The organism is Pseudomonas sp. NPDC087817 (assembly GCF_044742875.1).
Taxonomy (GTDB): Bacteria; Pseudomonadota; Gammaproteobacteria; order Pseudomonadales; family Pseudomonadaceae; genus Aquipseudomonas.
Window position 1 is genome coordinate 1 of sequence record NZ_JBIUVJ010000084.1, and the last position, 16343, is coordinate 16343.

A 16343-nucleotide genomic window follows, 5' to 3' on the forward strand; every position below is an offset into this window, starting at 1 on the left:
GCTGCCACCGTTGATCAGCACGACCATCGGCACCGCTTCGCTTTCGTCCTTGCCGGTGGCGGAGAAGCGCAGTTCCGAGTTGGCGATCCGGCCCTTGGTGTAGACGATCAGGCCTTTGGTGATGAAGTGATCGACCACTTCCACCGCTGCCTGCAACACGCCGCCCGGGTTGTTGCGCAGGTCGAGGATGACGCCGTTGAGCTTCTTGCCGTTGTCCTTGCGCAGCTTGGCCAGGGCTTTGGAAACTTCTTCGCCGGTTTTGACCTGGAACTGGGTGATGCGGATATAGCCGTAGCCCGATTCGAGCAATTGCGCCTTGACGCTCTTCACTTGAATCACGGCGCGGGCCAGGGTCACGTCGAATGGCGTACCGCCGTCGCGCACCAGGGTCAGGGTGATTTTCTGGCCGATCTTGCCGCGCATCTTGTCGACGGCTTCGGTCATGGTCTGGCCGCGCGTCGGTGCGCCGTTGATCTTGACGATGAAGTCACCGGCCTGAATGCCGGCCTTCGATGCCGGGGTGTCGTCGATTGGCGAGACGACCTTGATGAAGCCGTCTTCGGAACCGACTTCGATGCCCAGGCCGCCGAATTCGCCGCTGGTGCTTTCCTGCAACTCGGTGAAATCTTCCGGGCCCAGGTAAGCGGAGTGCGGATCGAGGTTGCTGAGCATGCCCTTGATCGCGTTTTCCAGCAGGGTCTTGTCGTCCACTGGCTCGACATACGCGGCTTTGATCCGGTCCATGACCTCGGCAAAGGTGCGCAACTCTTCCAGCGGCAACGGGGCCTTGGAGGTTGCAGCAGTGCCTGCTGGAGCGACAGCCGGAGCCGGTTGTGCGGCGAACGCCAGAGGCGCGCCGATCACCAGGGCGATCGTCAGGGCCAGCGAGGTAAGGCGGGACAAATGCAGCATGTCGAACGAACTCCTAATGTTGGTGACTCAACGCCTATCCTTGCGCGCGGCACCATTGCGCCGGATCACTCGGGTGACCCTGCTGACGAATTGCGAAATACAGTGCAGGTGTGTCCTGACCGCCACTGTTTCCGACAGTGGAGATGGACTCACCGGCTTTTACCACGTCACCGGCCGACTTGAGCAGCGTCTGGTTGTGACCGTAAAGACTCAGAAAACCGTTGCCGTGATCGAGGATCACCAGCAGCCCGGCACCGCGCAACCAGTCGGCGAATACCACACGGCCGCCGTGTACAGCATGCACCTGACTGCCGGCGGAGGCGCTGATCATCACGCCGTCCCACTTGGTCCTGGCGTCGTCGCCACGGGTTTCACCGAAACGTGCCAACAGTCGACCATCAACCGGCCACGGAAGTTTTCCCCGGGTTGCGGCAAAAGGGCCGCCGAAGGTCTCGCCGCTGCTGGAAACCAAGGCGCCGGGTGTTGATCTGGCAGGTTTTCGTGGGGCGTCGCTGTTTTCAGCTTCGGCCTCACGTAAACGCTTTTTTTCCGCTTCCTGCTGGGCGATCAGCGCTTTCTGCCGCGCTTCTTCTGCCTCACGAGCCTGGCGGGCCAGGGTTTCTTCAATGGTTTTAAGGACTTTAGACAGGTCTGCCTGATCCTGCTCGCGAGAGGCGAGTTTCTGGTCGCGGGCCTTTACGTCGTCGTTGAGTTTGGCGAGGACTTGCTGGCGTTCCTTGCGGACCTTGTCGAGCTCTTCGCGCTGAGTGTCGAGGCTGCTTTTCTGTACGAGCAATTGTGCCTGCTGCAAGCCGATGTCTTTTTCGACATTGGCCAGTTGGCGCAGGGTTTCGTTGAAATTCTTCAGCTGCTCCAGGCGGGCCTGGCTCAGGTAATCGTAATAGGTGAGGGTACGGGCGAATTTCTCGGGATTCTGCTGGTTGAGCAGCAGTTTGAGGTATTCCTGGCGGCCGTTCTGGTAGGCCGCGCGGGCCTGGATGGCGATCAGTCGCTGCTGTTCAGTGCGCGCGCTCTGGAGTTTTTTTTTCTCCGCATCGAGCCGCTGCAACTCGGATTCGCTTTTCTGCAGTTCTTTCTGCAGGGCGTCGACCTGCTTCTGCAGCTTGCCCATCTCGGTTTCAGTGCCCTTGAGCTCTTTCTGCACGCCGGACTTTTCTTCCTGGAGTTTGCCCAGCAGCTTTTTCAGCTCGGCAATGTCCTGACGCGTGGCATCCAGCTGCTGCTGGGTTTGCGCGCGCTCGTCAGCGAAGGCCGGTTGGAGCAGGCAGGTCAGAGCGAGGGCAATCAGGACGCGAAGCATAGGGGCGGGCGGCACCAGGGTAAGGGACGGCCTAGTATGCCCGCCCGAGGCTGCAAAAAAAACGCCCAATTGGGCTTGTGTGATAACTGGCCTTAAAAACTCTGCAAACCAGTGTAGAGCGACCTGTGGCGAGGGGATTTATCACCGATCGGCTGCGCAGCAGTCGCGAAATCAGCTTGCACGGCGCGTCAGACACGCCGTGGTGTTCGGTTTCAGGGCGGCTTCGCCGCCCATCGGGGATAAATCCCCTCACCACATAGCCCACTCCCACAAGGTTTTGCAGGGTTTTCTGGATTCGGGTCAGACCAGAATCGAGGTGCCGGTCATTTCCGCCGGTTTTTCCAGTCCCAGCAACTTGAGCATGGTTGGCGCCACGTCCGCCAGTACGCCGCCTTCACGGACCTTGAGGTCGCGCTTGCCGACATAAATGAACGGCACCGGCTCGGTGGTGTGCGCGGTGTGCGCTTGCCCGGTGGACTCGTCAGCCATTTGCTCGACGTTGCCGTGGTCGGCGGTGATCAGCGCTTCGCCGCCAACCTTTTCCAGAGCCTCGACGATGCGGCCGACGCAGGTGTCCAGGCATTCAACCGCTTTAACTGCCGCGTCGAACACGCCACTGTGGCCGACCATGTCGCCGTTGGCGTAGTTGACCACGATGACGTCGTAGCGCTGGTTTTCGATGGCGTCGACGATACGGTCGGTGACTTCCGGCGCGCTCATTTCCGGCTGCAAGTCGTACGTGGCGACTTTCGGCGACGGGATCAGGATGCGCTCTTCGCCCGGGAACGGTTCTTCACGGCCGCCGGAGAAGAAGAAGGTCACGTGAGCGTATTTTTCGGTTTCAGCGATGCGCAGCTGGATCTTGCCGTTCTTCGCCAGATAGTCGCCGAGGACATTTTCCAGGCTGCCCGGCGCAAAGGCTGCGGGAGCCGGGATGCTCGCGGCGTATTGGGTCAGGCCCACGTATTGCACTTTCGGCTGGCGGGCGCGCTCGAATTCCTTGAAACCGTCCTCGACAAATACACGGCTCAGCTCGCGGGCACGGTCGGCGCGGAAGTTCATGAACACCACGGCGTCGCCGTCTTCGACCTTGACTGGCTCACCAATCGAAGTGGCTTTGACAAATTCGTCACTCTCGCCCCGGGCGTAAGCCGCTTCCAGACCTTCCTGCGCGGTGGCTGCGTTGAACTCGCCGTTGCCGTCAACGATCAGGTTGTAGGCTTGGGCCACGCGATCCCAACGGTTGTCACGGTCCATGGCGAAGTAGCGGCCGATGATGCTGGCGATGCGGCCCTTGCCGAGGGCCTGGAACGTCGCGTCAAGCAGTTCGATCGACGATGCGGCGCTTTTCGGCGGCGTGTCGCGGCCGTCGAGGAAGGCGTGCAGGTAGATTTTTTCGGCGCCGCGCTTGAAGGCCAGTTCGGCCATGGCGATCAGGTGATCCTGGTGGCTGTGCACGCCGCCATCCGACAGCAAGCCCATGAAGTGCACGGCTTTGCCGGCGGCCACGGCTTTATCCACAGCGGCGCAGATGGTCGGGTTCTCGAAGAACTCGCCGTCGCGGATCGCTTTGGTCACACGAGTGAAGTCCTGATACACCACCCGGCCGGCGCCGAGGTTCATGTGGCCGACTTCGGAGTTGCCCATCTGGCCGTCCGGCAGACCGACGTCCATGCCGCTGCCCGAGATCAAGCCATTTGGCACGGTGGCCCAGAGGCGATCAAGTACAGGCTTCTTCGCCGCAAAAACGGCGTTGGATTCGGGGCTGTCGCTGTGACCGAAGCCGTCGAGAATGATCAGGACCAAAGGTTTAGGCGTGGTAGTCATGGAATCCACTCGTGGCTAATAAAGAAGAGGGCGATGGAAAAGGGAGTTGGAGTTTAAAGCGAAGTTCCGACGGCGTCACCGCCGGACGGGGTTTGGCCGACCATAGTGGCTGTGTATACTGGCCGACATTTTAACGCCCTGGAACCTCCTTCGATGGTTGCTCACCTGATTGAATTTGCCACTAACCACTACATTCTTGTCGGTATCTTCGTCGTACTGCTGGCTCTGCTGCTGGCGCACACGATGCAGGGCGGCGGTAAAAGCCTGAGCACCGGTGAGCTGACCGCACTGGTCAACAAAGATGCGGGCGTGGTGGTGGACATCCGTCCGGCCAAGGATTTCGCTGCCGGCCACATCGTTGGCGCCGTGAACATTCCACAGGACAAACTGGCAGCGCGTATCGGCGAGCTGGAAAAACACAAGGCCAAGACCATCATTCTGGTCGACGCTCTGGGCCAGACCGCCGGCACCCACGCCCGCGAGCTGATGAAATCCGGCTTCACCGCCGCCAAGCTGTCCGGCGGGATTTCCAGCTGGAAAGGCGACAACCTGCCGTTGGTGAAGTGATATGAGTGAAGTCATCGTCTACTCCAGCGATTACTGCCCTTATTGCGTGCGAGCCAAGCAATTGCTCGCGAACAAAGGTGTGGCCTTCGAAGAGATCAAGGTCGATGGCAAGCCGCAGATTCGTGCTGCCATGAGCCAGAAGGCCGGACGCACCTCCGTGCCGCAGATCTGGATCGGCGACAAGCACATCGGTGGTTGTGATGATTTGTATGCCCTGGAGCGCGCCGGCAAGCTCGACGCGCTGCTCAAGGCCTGAACGGCTGCACCCACGTACAGCAATCCCTAAAGACCCAAGATCAGAAAGGATCTGAGATGACTGACCAACAGAACACTGCAGCCAGCGAAGAAGAAACCGCACCGCAATTCTCCTTGCAGCGCATCTACGTTCGCGACCTGTCTTTTGAAGCCCCGAAAAGCCCGGCGATCTTCCGTCAGCAGTGGGATCCGACCGTTGGTCTGGATCTGAACACTCGCCAGAAAGAACTCGAAGGCGATTTCTACGAAGTCGTGCTGACCCTGTCCGTGACCGTGAAAAACGGTGACGAAGTGGCCTTCATCGCTGAAGTGCAACAGGCCGGTATCTTCCTGATCAAGAACCTCGACCCGGCGTCGATGAGCCACACCCTGGGTGCGTTCTGCCCGAACATCCTGTTCCCTTACGCTCGTGAGACTCTGGACAGCCTGGTAACTCGCGGTTCGTTCCCGGCACTGATGCTGGCTCCGGTGAACTTCGACGCCCTGTACGCGCAAGAGCTGCAGCGCATGCAGGAAAGCGGCGAGACCCCGACCGTTCAGTAAACGGTCTGAGCGACAACGAAAAAAGCGCCGTTACAGGCGCTTTTTTCTTGGCTGATCGTTCCTACGCTCTGCGTGGGAACGATCAGGCATTTATTTTGCGGTGTTATTTGAAGTCGTTCTGGCGCCACGCTTCGTATACAGCCACGGCCACGGTGTTGGACAGGTTCAGGCTGCGGCAGCCTTCGCGCATCGGCAGGCGCAGGCGCTGTTCGGCGGGCAGGGCGTCCAGCACTTCTGGCGGCAGGCCACGACTTTCCGGGCCGAAGATGAACGCATCACCCGGCACAAACGCGGCATCGTGAAACGGCCGCGAACCCTTGGTGGTGAACGCGAACAGCCGTGGGTTGCCCAGGCTTTCCAGGCAACTGGCGAGGTCGGCGTGGCGTTGCAGCGTGGCATATTCGTGGTAGTCGAGACCGGCGCGGCGCAGGCGCTTGTCGTCCATCTCGAAACCCAGCGGTTCGATCAAATGCAGGTGGCAGCCACTGTTGGCGCACAGCCTGATAACGTTGCCGGTATTCGGCGGAATTTCTGGTTGAAAAAGGATGACGTGAAACATGCACGGCTCCGAAGGTAAAGATGAGCGGCATTCTACGCCGCCTGTGGACAACCGTTCGAAACTATTCCCGCGTGTGATCGGCTCGCTGGCGATCGTCGGCGTGATGATCGGCCTGATGATCGGCCGCCTGACCACACCGGATCCGAGCGTGCTGCAACAGGTCGAGGTTATCGACGGCGGTCTGGTGGTCTGGTTCAACAACGAGCCGAAGCTGCACGGCGAGGTGGTCGACGGTGCCGTGGCGCTTCTGTTCCAGGCTGAAGGCAAGGCGCAGAAAGGCCAGCTCAAGCTCAACGGCAAAGACGTCAACTGGCGTACGCGAGCGAGTGATGGCGGGTTGTTGCTGACGGTGCTGGCGGCGCGGCCGCTGCAAGGTGACTGGACCGGCAGCGAGGTCGATGACCGCTGGCGGCTGGAGATCCATCTCCGGGAGCAATAAAAGCGGGAATCCCTGACCTGCCTGTATCAGGGTTCCCAAAACGGGGTGGACTTCGCTCGTAGCGTCGGTCCGGTGTAAAGAGGGAACCCCCGGCCTGCCTGTACCAAGGATCCCAAAAGGGTGGGCGCATCGCATTGCGATGTGCGCCCGGTGTAAAGAGGGGAATCCCCGGCCTGCCTGTACCAAGGTCCCCGAAACGGGTGGTGAATCGAATCACCTGTAAGAGGTATTGCAGGGGGCGTGCCAGTTTTTAATCTGCTGAAACAAAAAAGCTGATGAGAAACGCGAAAGCCCCGGAATTCGGGGCTTTCGTGTTTTTGGCGTTGTTGTTTTTCGGTGATTTTCACTAACGATCTGAACTGAAAGTTATGCTCGATTGCGGTTCAAGGTGCATTACTCTGGTGCACAGAGGACTAGTTGTGGGAGCGGGCTTGATCGCGAAGGCGTCGTGTCAGTCACCATCCTTTTCAATGACACACCGCTTTCGCGAGCAAGCCCGCTCCCACATTGGATCTTTGATGTTCACGTAATGTGTGTTCACCGCAGACCTATAGGCTGTTTAACCCTCATCCCCCTCATCATCATCCCCACCATCAACCTTCATCCCCAGTTCCTTGATCTTGCGCGTCAGGGTGTTACGCCCCCAACCCAGCAAAACGGCGGCATCACGGCGACGCCCGGCGGTGTGCTTCAAAGCCGTTTCGATCATGATCCGCTCGAACGCCGGTACCGCGCTGTCGAGCAGGCTCGACTGGCCACGTGCCAACGCCTGATCGGCCCACTGGCGCAACGCTTGCTCCCAGTTGGTCACTGGCGCCGAATCCTGCGGCAGGTTCAACAGTTCCGGTGGCAAGTCGCTGATGTGCACTTCACGGCCGGAGGCCATGACCGTGATCCAGCGGCAGGTGTTCTCCAACTGGCGTACGTTGCCGCCCCACGGCAGGTTTTTCAGGTATTCCTCGGTCTCGCTTTTCAGCAGCTTCGGCTCGACCGCCAGCTCTTGTGCGGCACGGCTGAGGAAGTGCTTGGCCAGGGTCGGGATGTCTTCGCGACGGTCCGACAGGCGCGGGATGTGGATGCGGATCACATTGAGGCGGTGGAACAAGTCCTCACGGAATTTTCCGGCGTGGACCAGGGTTTCCAGATTCTGGTGTGTCGCGGCGATGATCCGCACATCGACCTTGACCGGTACATGACCACCGACGCGGTAGAACTCGCCGTCGGCCAGCACCCGCAGCAGACGGGTTTGTGTATCTGCCGGCATGTCGCCGATTTCATCGAGGAACAGCGTGCCGCCATCGGCCTGTTCAAAGCGTCCGCGACGCAAGTTGGCCGCGCCGGTGAACGCGCCTTTCTCGTGGCCGAACAGCTCGGATTCCATCAGGTCCTTGGGGATCGCCGCCATGTTCAGCGCAATGAACGGCGAGGCCGCACGCGGGCTGTGGCGGTGCAGGGCGTGGGCGACCAGTTCTTTACCGGTGCCGGATTCGCCGTTGATCAGCACGGTGATGTTGGAGTGGCTCAAGCGGCCGATGGCGCGAAAAACTTCCTGCATCGCCGGCGCTTCGCCGATGATTTCCGGGGTGCGGGTCAGCGCGGGCACCACTTCCAGGCCTTGCTGTTCTTGCGCGTGCTGGTTGGCGCGTTTGACCAGCGACACCGCCTCATCCACGTCGAACGGCTTGGGCAGGTATTCGAAAGCGCCGCCCTGATAGGAGGCGACAGCGCTGTCCAGATCGGAGTGGGCAGTCATGATGATGACCGGCAACCGTGGGTGCTGCTCGCGGATCCGCGCCAGCAGATCCAGCCCGCTGGCACCCGGCATGCGGATATCGGAAATGATCACATCAGGCTGCTGACGGGCCAGACGACTCATCACGCCATCGGCGCTGTCGAAGCTCTGCGTGGTCATGCCTTCCTGCTGCAAGGCCTTTTCCAGAACCCAACGGATAGAACGGTCGTCATCGACGATCCACACGGTTTCACTACGGCTCATGTCGATGTGGCTCCTTGTTCCAGTGGCAGAAAGATCGAGAACGTGGTGTGGCCGGGGTGGCTGTCACACTCGATCAGGCCCTGGTGCTGGCTGATGATGTTCTGGGTAATGGCCAGGCCCAGCCCGGTACCGTCCGGGCGGCCGCTGACCATGGGAAAGAAAATGGTTTCCTGGAGTTCCGCCGGGATGCCCGGGCCGTTGTCGATGATCTCGATCTTGGTCACCAGACGATGGCGGACGTGGCCGATGGTGAATTGGCGCATGGTCCGGGAGCGCAGGCTGATGCGGCCCAGGCGCAGCTCGTTCTGACTACTGATCGCCTGCATCGCGTTGCGCACGATGTTCAACACCGCCTGAATCATTTGCTCGCGGTCGATCAATACGTCGGGAATGCTTGGGTCGTAATCACGCACCAAGGTGATGCAGCCCTGACTTTCCGCTTCGACCAGTTGGCAAACGCGCTCGAGCACTTCGTGAACGTTGCACATGGCCAGCGACGGCAACTTGTTCGAGCCGAGCATGCGGTCGACCAGATTGCGCAGGCGGTCGGCCTCTTCAATGATCACGTTGGTGTAGTCGCGCAGGCTGTCTTCCGGCAGCTCTCGGGCCAGCAGTTGCGCGGCGCCACGAATGCCGCCGAGCGGGTTTTTGATCTCGTGGGCAAGACCGCGCACCAGCATCTTGCTGGTTTCCTGCTTCGACAGCTGGGCCTCTTCCTTGGTGATCCGCAGCAAGCGATCACGCGGGTGGACTTCCAGCAAAAGCAGGGTCGCGCCGTTGCTGAGGATCGGCGTCACCGCGTAATCCACGGTCAAGGTCTGACCGGTGAGGGCCGTGAGCATCGCTTCGCGCTTGGTGAACGGGTGTGCCTGTTCCACCGCCTGGCGCAGGGAATTGAGCGCTTCGGTGGATTCGGTGAACAGCTCGCTGATGAACTGCCCATGGCTACGCTGCCCGCTGATGGCGAGCAGCATCTCCGCCGCCGGATTCATGTACTCAAGGCGCAATTCGGCATCAAGCAAGATGGTAGCGGTGGTCAGGTTGTCGAGCAGCAAACGGGGGATTGCGTCACTTATAGTCATCAGGGCCTCTTTTGGGGGCGGAGCGTGCGCAACAAGCAAGCGTCGTTATCGGGAAAATGCAAAAACCAAACCAAGGCTCTGAAAAGAAGCGTTCAACCCCTGAAACGGGCGTTTGACGCTCGTTTGCGTGGCAGTCGGCCAGCTCTCGCGGGTACTTTCGAACCAAAATGGGTTGCAATGTGGGTACGGTGCAGCCTGTTGCACCAATATAGTGCGCAAAGCTGAATGGCGTTAGAAGAAACGCAGGAAGGGATTTTTCGGTTCTGGTGGTTTGTCCTTCAACGGACATTCCGGGCGCACGCCGTAATCCTCGTTAACGCAGGGTTTGACCTGGCGTTTCTGCGCCAGTGAGATGCGCAGCATGTGGAACGGCTGGTTGGCGGTGCGTTCGACGGTTCGGCCCTGCGCATCGAGAATCTCGATCGAAAGGTTGTGGCTGCCACGGTCGATATTGCTCAGCGGGAATACCGGACTGAGTCCTGGCTCACCAGTGGCCTGGCCGTCGAGCAACAAGCGATAGCGATGGCCCGCTTGCAAGCCGGGCTCGCTGGTAACGCTGACAATCAACTCGCCGGCGCTGCTGCGAATGGTCGCGTCCGGCTCGGGCACCAGAACGCGCAACATGTCGTAATGGAACAGCGGTTGCTCCGGGGATTTCTTTGCGGTGGTAATCGGCCGGGCAGCGCTTGGATTGGCCGGCATGCGATTGCTGGTCGCCAGCGGCACCCGTTTGGCGTTGCCGCGTGGTTGGTCGGTGTAGACGCGGTTGCCTTGCGCATCGATGTAGGTGAACACCTCGGCCGAGGCTTGCAGCGTGATCATCGCCAACAAGGCGATCAGCCATGGACGAATCATGGCTTGTGTACCCGCTGTACGGTAAAGACCACCACCGGGCTCTGCTGGATGATTGCCTCGCCATCGATGACTTGAACGGCAAGTCGATGTTCGCCACGGTCGACATTCACCAATTGCAGGATCGGCACGTTGCCTGGCTGCCCGTAAGGCTCATCATCCAACACCAGTCTCAATTGATGCGGCGGCTGCAAGCGCGGCTTGATCAGCACATTGACCGTGAAGGTGCCGTTGTTGGCGCGCAGGGCTTCTTCGGTGGGCAGGCCACCCAGTTCGAGAATTTCGTAGGCGCTGCGCACGGGCTCACGGCTATCGGAGATGGGCGCGGCGGGTGCGCTCGGCCCCTGAGGCTCAACGCTGTTGAGTGGCGGTAACTCAACCGTCTGCGCCTTGACCCCGTCCGGCGAGTGATCGCTGTACACCGTATTGCCGTTGGCGTCGGTGTACTTGTAGATCTGCGCGGCGGCGGGCAGGGCGATCACCAGCAGCAGGAAGAGAAAACCACGACCCATGGATTCGACCGATCAACGATGAGAATGGATGCAGCATAGGCCAGGGGCGGCGGTAAGCCCAACCGGGACAACATCCGCTCACACAAACCGGCCGATTCTGAACGGCTTTCAACTGCTGAAGTTGAGCATGCGTTTTTGCCTGCCAACGGGCACGACGGGTTTTGGACACCCCTCGGGGCCGGGATAGGTTTGCTGTCCGGTCTCGTCGTACTGCGTGGTGCAACCGACAGGCCCTTTGTCGTAAAACGCCCGGCTTTTAACCACGCCGTTACGGTGATAGCACAATTGCTCGCCGGTCAGGTCGCCCGCGTGTTCATAGGTTTTGACTTGTCGCTGATTGATGTTCAGCAGACTGAAACCCACGCGATTCTTTTGGCATTCGATCTGCCCATTGTCGTAATAGCTGATGTCGGTGATATGGTCGTTATCGCCAATGATCGTCTCACTGGTCTTGCGACCGGTTTCATAGTTGTAATCAGTGGATGCTTGGCGCTCACCGTAAAGGAAGTCAGTCTCCGACGACAATTTGCCATGGGTGAAGTGTCGGGTTATCCCGCAGCGGTCGACGGTCGGGTGACCATCCTTGTCAAAACGGCACCAGTTGGACTCTTCATAAAGCACTTCCTGGTCATCGTATTGTTTCATCGAGCCGACAAAGCGGCGCAGCTCGAAACGTCCGACGGTGGCGGGAGTGCCGTCACGCAAGAAGGTCAGATAGGGGCCTTCGCGCTCATCGTTGTGCCAGGAGATGTCATTGATCAATGCGCTGCCGTCGCTGCTGTAATCCAGTGCGCGGCCTTCTTTCTTGCCGTTTTCGTAATGACGCAAGTTCAGCAGTTTGCCGTCGGCGTTGTAGAACTCCTGGGTGCCGGACAATACATCGGCCTTGTAATGCTCGATCAGAATCACGACGCCATTGGCATCGGTTTCCCGTAGTTCACCTTCTTTTTTCCCAGCCACGAAGTTAACGCTCTGGCTGTGGCCCCTGTCGGTCTTGAGGGTCCATGGACCGCTTTTCAGGCCGTTTTCGAAGGCGCCGCTGCCGATCGCGGTCACCCATGGGCCTTCGCGCTGGTCGTTGCGGTAGTTGCCGCGTTCGATCACGGTGCCGGTGATTTCTTCGCTCGGGCCGTCGAGTACGCCGTGCAGGTACGTCTGGAACCCGGTCGTGGTGTTATCGGGATCGCCATCGTCGAGAATTGTCCAGCGCCCCTCGCGTGCGTCATCGACATACTGGCCGGTGTAGCTTTTCGAGTAGTGGGTCTCGGTCCATTCGCCCTGTCGTTTGCCTGCCATATAGTTGCCGCTGGCCGAATATTTGTATTCCTTGGCGAACGACCAGGTGCCAGTACGCAGACCTTTTTCGTAAGCGCCCTGGGCACTGATGTCGCCGAAATTGAATGAAACCGAAGCGCCATCCTCGCTGCCAATGAAGGTGGCGGGAGTGGTTTCCCAGGCCATGCGGCCCACTTGATAGTTATAGAGCGTGCGATCGCCGTCTTTCACGGACGTATCGATGTCGCGCCAGAATGTGACAGTTAGAAAACGCCCGTTTTTTTCCTGATAGGTTTTTTTGAAGTAGTGCTGATCCGTACCGGGCGTGTTGATGTCCAGTGGCTTGGTCTGTTCATCGAAATAACCGACCAGCGTTCCTGCGGTGAGGTCGAGTTGGTCGAATTCGGGAATGCCCGATTGCGTGTAGCGCAATCGATAGTTGATCGGCGTGAGCTGCGCCAGTGCTTTCTTGATGGTGAGGGCGTCCAGCCGCTTCTGGCCTGCGGCAATTCGGTCGAGGGCTTTTTGCAGTCCTGTGACGCGAGTGTAGAGCTGACTGCTGGCGTCGTATTTGTAGGCGTAAATCCGGTACTTCGTTTGCTGCTTGAAGAGCACCAGGCGGATGGGGTCTTCGCTGTCGATTGGCGTCAAAAATACCGATTCGATGGTCGCCTGGCCGAAGTCATCCAGTAACTGCGGGCTCGCCTCGGGCGTGTCGCAGATGCAGTAGTAACCTTTGACGCCCTTGGCTTCCTTGATGAACGCCAGCGTCGCCGAGCTTTCCTGCAAGCCCTCGATCAGCGGGTGGGCCAACGGTTTGTCTTCATAGAACGCTGCTGCGCCGGCCATTTGGCAGGCGAGGCCGGCCGTCAGGGCGATGGCCCATAACCACTTCATGCGAATCCCTTCGTCAAGGCGCCGGACGGGCGCTGAGGCGGCGGATTATCCATGGAAGCGCGGGCACAAAAAAGGCCTCCCGAAGGAGGCCTCTTTTTGTCACGCCGCGTGCTGCAGCGCTACCGGATCAGCAGCTGTAGTACAGCTCATATTCCAGTGGGTGCACGAAGGTGCGGACCTTGATTTCTTCTTCGGATTTCAGCGCGATGTAAGCGTCGATGAAGTCGTCGGAGAACACGCCGCCCTTGGTCAGGAACGCACGGCCCTTGTCCAGCTCTTCCAGGGCTTCTTTCAGGCTGCCGCAAACTTGTGGGATCTCTTTCGCCTCTTCAGGCGGCAGGTCATACAGGTTTTTGTCAGCGGCATCGCCTGGGTGGATCTTGTTCTGGATACCGTCCAGACCGGCCATCAGCAGTGCTGCGAATGCCAGGTACGGGTTGGCAGCCGGATCCGGGAAACGCGCTTCGATACGACGGCCACGTGGGCTGTTGACGTAAGGAATGCGGATCGAGGCGGAACGGTTGCGAGCCGAGTAGGCCAGCATTACCGGAGCTTCGAAGCCTGGCACCAGACGCTTGTAGGAGTTGGTGGCCGGGTTGGTGAAGCCGTTCAGTGCCTTACCGTGCTTGATGATGCCGCCGATGAAGTACAGGGCGGTTTCGGACAGGCCGGCATAGCCTTCGCCAGCGAAGGTGTTCTTGCCATCTTTGGCGATGGACATGTGGACGTGCATGCCCGAACCGTTGTCGCCGTACAGTGGCTTCGGCATGAAGGTCGCGGTGCGGCCGTAAGCGTCAGCGACGTTGTGTACAACGTATTTCAGAGTCTGAACTTCGTCAGCTTTCTTCACCAGGGTGTTGAACTTGACACCGATTTCGTTCTGACCGGCAGTCGCCACTTCGTGGTGGTGAACTTCAACGGTCTGGCCCATTTCTTCCAGTGCGTTGCACATGGCAGTACGGATTTCGTGGTCGTGGTCGAACGGCGGAACCGGGAAGTAGCCACCTTTGACGCCTGGACGGTGGCCTTTGTTGCCGCCTTCGATGTCCTGGTCGGACATCCACGAACCTTGTTCGGAGTAGATCTTGAACATCGAGCCGGAAATGTCCGACTTGAACTTCACTTCGTCGAAGATGAAGAATTCTGGCTCTGGGCCAGCGAAGACGGTGTCACCGATACCGGTGGTCTTCAGGTATTCCTCGGCGCGGTGAGCGATGGCGCGTGGGTCACGATCGTAACCTTGCATGGTCGACGGTTCGATGATGTCGCAGACCAGGATCAGGGTCGCGTCTTCGGTGAACGGGTCGAGCACGGCAGTGTCGTCGTCCGGCAGCAGGATCATGTCGGAGGCTTCGATGCCTTTCCAGCCAGCGATGGAGGAACCGTCGAACATCTTGCCGACTTCGAAGAAGTCGTCTTCCAGCGCATCGCGAGCCGGCATGGTCACGTGGTGCTGAGTGCCTTTGGTGTCCGTGAAGCGCAGATCAATCCACTTGACGTCATGATCTTTGATGAGTTGAACCGACTTCGACATAGTGTCCTCCGGGTGGCTTAGGGCTTGGTAGTGGATGCCCTTAATATGGGTGATGCCGGCGCAGATAGTCTGCCAAGGCAACCTGCCTCACAAGGGAGCAAATTGCATGCCAGTGCCCCAGCATGGGTTTTTTGCCCCAAATTCAAGCTTATTAAGGTGCAAAGCGTCTTAAAGCGTAAATTCTCGCCCTGTAATGTGGCGTCACAATCGAAAAATGACCTGATTTGGTGCGTGCAAAACCTTCTGCACATTAACTGGTTAAACCTTGAGCAATTTCCGCTATAATCCGCGCCCCCCTTTTTCGGCTGGCCCTGCGCGCGCTGTTTTCATGAAACTAATCGTAAAAGTCTTCCCCGAGATCACCATCAAGAGTCGACCTGTCCGGACGAAATTTATCCGCCAGTTGGCCAAAAACATCCGCGCCGTGCTCCGCGATCTGGACCCGGCTGTGGTGGTGAACGGTGTGTGGGACAACCTCGAGCTGGAAACCCGCGTTACCGACGCCAAAGCCTTGAAAGAGATGGGCGAGCGCCTGACCTGCATGCCGGGCATTGCGCACTTTTTGCAGATCGACGAGTACCCGCTGGGCGACTTCGACGACATCACCGAAAAGTGCAAACAGCACTACGGTGATGCGCTGGCCGGAAAGATTTTCTCGGTGCGCTGCAAGCGTGCAGGCAAGCATGCGTTCAGCTCGATGGACGTCGAAAAATACGTCGGCAGCAAGCTGCGTCGTGAATGCGGTGCTGCCGGAATCGACCTGAAAGCGCCGGAAATCGAAGTCCGCATCGAAGTTCGCGACAAACGGTTGTTTGTGATCCACAGCCAGCACAACGGCATCGGCGGTTACCCGCTGGGTGCGTTGGAGCAGACGCTGGTATTGATGTCCGGCGGCTTTGATTCGACTGTTGCGGCCTACCAGATCATGCGTCGCGGCCTGATGGCGCACTTCTGCTTCTTCAATCTGGGCGGGCGTGCCCACGAATTGGGCGTGATGGAAGTCGCGCATTTCATCTGGAAGAAGTACGGCAGTTCGCAACGCGTGCTATTTGTCAGTGTTCCGTTCGAAGAAGTGTTGGGCGAAATTCTCGGCAAAGTCGATAACAGTCATATGGGCGTCGTATTGAAGCGTATGATGTTGCGCGCGTCCTCGGCCATTGCCGACCGATTGCACATCGATGCGCTGGTCACGGGTGAGGCGATCTCCCAGGTATCGAGCCAGACCTTGCCGAACCTGTCGGTGATCGATTGTGTAACTGACAAACTGGTCCTGCGCCCACTGATCGTCGCCCACAAGCAGGACATCATCGACACGGCCAACGAGATCGGCACCGCCGATTTCGCCCGGCACATGCCGGAATACTGCGGGGTGATCTCGGTTAACCCGAAGACCGCTGCCAAGCGTGGCCGCGTCGAACACGAAGAGAATGAATTCGACATGGCGGTGCTCGAGCGTGCGCTCGCCAACGCCAAACTGGTCGCCATCGATCGAGTCATCGACGAATTGGGCCAGGATTTGCAAATTGAAGAAGTCGGCGAAGCGCTGGCCGGTCAGATCGTCATCGACATCCGTCACCCGGACGCCGCTGAAGACGAACCGCTGGAGCTTGCCGGCATAGAGGTACAGACGATGCCGTTCTATGCAGTGAACGCACGTTTCAAGGAACTGGACCCTACTCGCCAGTACCTGCTGTATTGCGACAAAGGCGTGATGAGTCGCCTGCATGCCCACCATTTGCTCAGTGAGGGGCATGCCAATGTGCGCGTTGATC

The 16343-nt window shown here is 59.1% G+C and carries 15 protein-coding genes; 5 read left to right on the top strand and 10 right to left on the bottom strand.

Features of this window, described 5'->3' with window-relative positions:
- From ACIONG_RS27635 to gpmI, 3 genes are all read right to left on the bottom strand, one after another.
- Positions 1-912, bottom strand: a 912-nt coding sequence (locus ACIONG_RS27635; protein WP_401303934.1) for a S41 family peptidase, incomplete at its 3' end; no start/stop codon positions are given.
- A 34-nt stretch (positions 913-946) separates the two neighbouring features.
- Positions 947-2233 carry a murein hydrolase activator EnvC gene (locus ACIONG_RS27640; protein WP_103304201.1) on the bottom strand — a complete coding sequence of 429 codons (1287 nt, stop codon included), beginning with the start codon at positions 2231-2233 and terminating at the stop codon, positions 947-949.
- A 300-nt stretch (positions 2234-2533) separates the two neighbouring features.
- Positions 2534-4060, bottom strand: coding sequence for a 2,3-bisphosphoglycerate-independent phosphoglycerate mutase (gpmI, locus tag ACIONG_RS27645; protein WP_401303936.1), 1527 nt, complete (start codon positions 4058-4060; stop codon positions 2534-2536).
- A 153-nt stretch (positions 4061-4213) separates the two neighbouring features.
- On the opposite strand from gpmI, the gene ACIONG_RS27650 reads away from it, so the two are divergent.
- From ACIONG_RS27650 to secB, 3 genes are read left to right on the top strand one after another with little or no spacing between them, the layout of a single operon-like run.
- On the top strand, positions 4214-4627 hold the full coding sequence (locus ACIONG_RS27650; protein ID WP_083367280.1) for a rhodanese-like domain-containing protein: 414 nt from the start codon (positions 4214-4216) through the stop codon (positions 4625-4627).
- A gap of 1 nt (position 4628) precedes the next feature.
- Positions 4629-4883 (top strand): glutaredoxin 3, encoded by a 255-nt coding sequence (grxC, locus tag ACIONG_RS27655; protein WP_095120761.1) that lies wholly within the window; start codon positions 4629-4631, stop codon positions 4881-4883.
- Positions 4884-4939: 56 nt separating this feature from the next.
- Positions 4940-5425, top strand: a complete 486-nt coding sequence (secB, locus tag ACIONG_RS27660) for a protein-export chaperone SecB (RefSeq protein ID WP_103304204.1) — start codon at positions 4940-4942, stop codon at positions 5423-5425.
- A gap of 103 nt (positions 5426-5528) precedes the next feature.
- Here secB and ACIONG_RS27665 read toward each other — a convergent pair whose 3' ends face one another.
- Entirely contained in the window at positions 5529-5984 is a 456-nt protein-coding gene (locus ACIONG_RS27665; protein ID WP_003220777.1) for a tRNA (cytidine(34)-2'-O)-methyltransferase, read from the bottom strand.
- On the opposite strand from ACIONG_RS27665, the gene ACIONG_RS27670 reads away from it, so the two are divergent.
- On the top strand, positions 5983-6423 hold the full coding sequence (locus ACIONG_RS27670) for a hypothetical protein (RefSeq protein ID WP_103304205.1): 441 nt from the start codon (positions 5983-5985) through the stop codon (positions 6421-6423). The genes ACIONG_RS27665 and ACIONG_RS27670 overlap by 2 nt on opposite strands.
- Positions 6424-6982: 559 nt before the next feature.
- Here the strand turns inward: ACIONG_RS27670 and ntrC are convergent.
- The 6 genes from ntrC to glnA all read right to left on the bottom strand — a co-directional run bounded on the left by ntrC (position 6983) and on the right by glnA (position 14571).
- A complete protein-coding gene (ntrC, locus tag ACIONG_RS27675; protein ID WP_007909238.1) occupies positions 6983-8419 on the bottom strand; it encodes a nitrogen regulation protein NR(I) in 1437 nt (478 codons plus the stop codon).
- The gene (gene glnL, locus ACIONG_RS27680) at positions 8416-9501 is read right to left on the bottom strand and encodes a nitrogen regulation protein NR(II) (RefSeq protein WP_201235934.1); all 1086 of its coding nucleotides are present in this window, start codon (positions 9499-9501) and stop codon (positions 8416-8418) included. Before glnL ends, ntrC begins: the two co-directional genes overlap by 4 nt.
- A 231-nt stretch (positions 9502-9732) precedes the next feature.
- On the bottom strand, positions 9733-10356 hold the full coding sequence (locus tag ACIONG_RS27685) for a DUF4124 domain-containing protein (RefSeq protein WP_401303943.1): 624 nt from the start codon (positions 10354-10356) through the stop codon (positions 9733-9735).
- Positions 10353-10865, bottom strand: coding sequence for a DUF4124 domain-containing protein (locus ACIONG_RS27690; RefSeq protein WP_401303946.1), 513 nt, complete (start codon positions 10863-10865; stop codon positions 10353-10355). Before ACIONG_RS27690 ends, ACIONG_RS27685 begins: the two co-directional genes overlap by 4 nt.
- A gap of 108 nt (positions 10866-10973) precedes the next feature.
- On the bottom strand, positions 10974-13037 hold the full coding sequence (locus ACIONG_RS27695) for a hypothetical protein (protein ID WP_401303949.1): 2064 nt from the start codon (positions 13035-13037) through the stop codon (positions 10974-10976).
- A 127-nt stretch (positions 13038-13164) separates the two neighbouring features.
- Positions 13165-14571: a glutamate--ammonia ligase gene (gene glnA / locus ACIONG_RS27700; protein ID WP_007961736.1), complete on the bottom strand. Its 1407-nt coding sequence runs from the start codon at positions 14569-14571 to the stop codon at positions 13165-13167.
- Positions 14572-14899: 328 nt separating this feature from the next.
- Here glnA and thiI point away from each other — a divergent pair.
- Positions 14900-16343: tRNA uracil 4-sulfurtransferase ThiI (thiI, locus tag ACIONG_RS27705; RefSeq protein WP_401303952.1), on the top strand; the 1444-nt coding region annotated here is incomplete at its 3' end.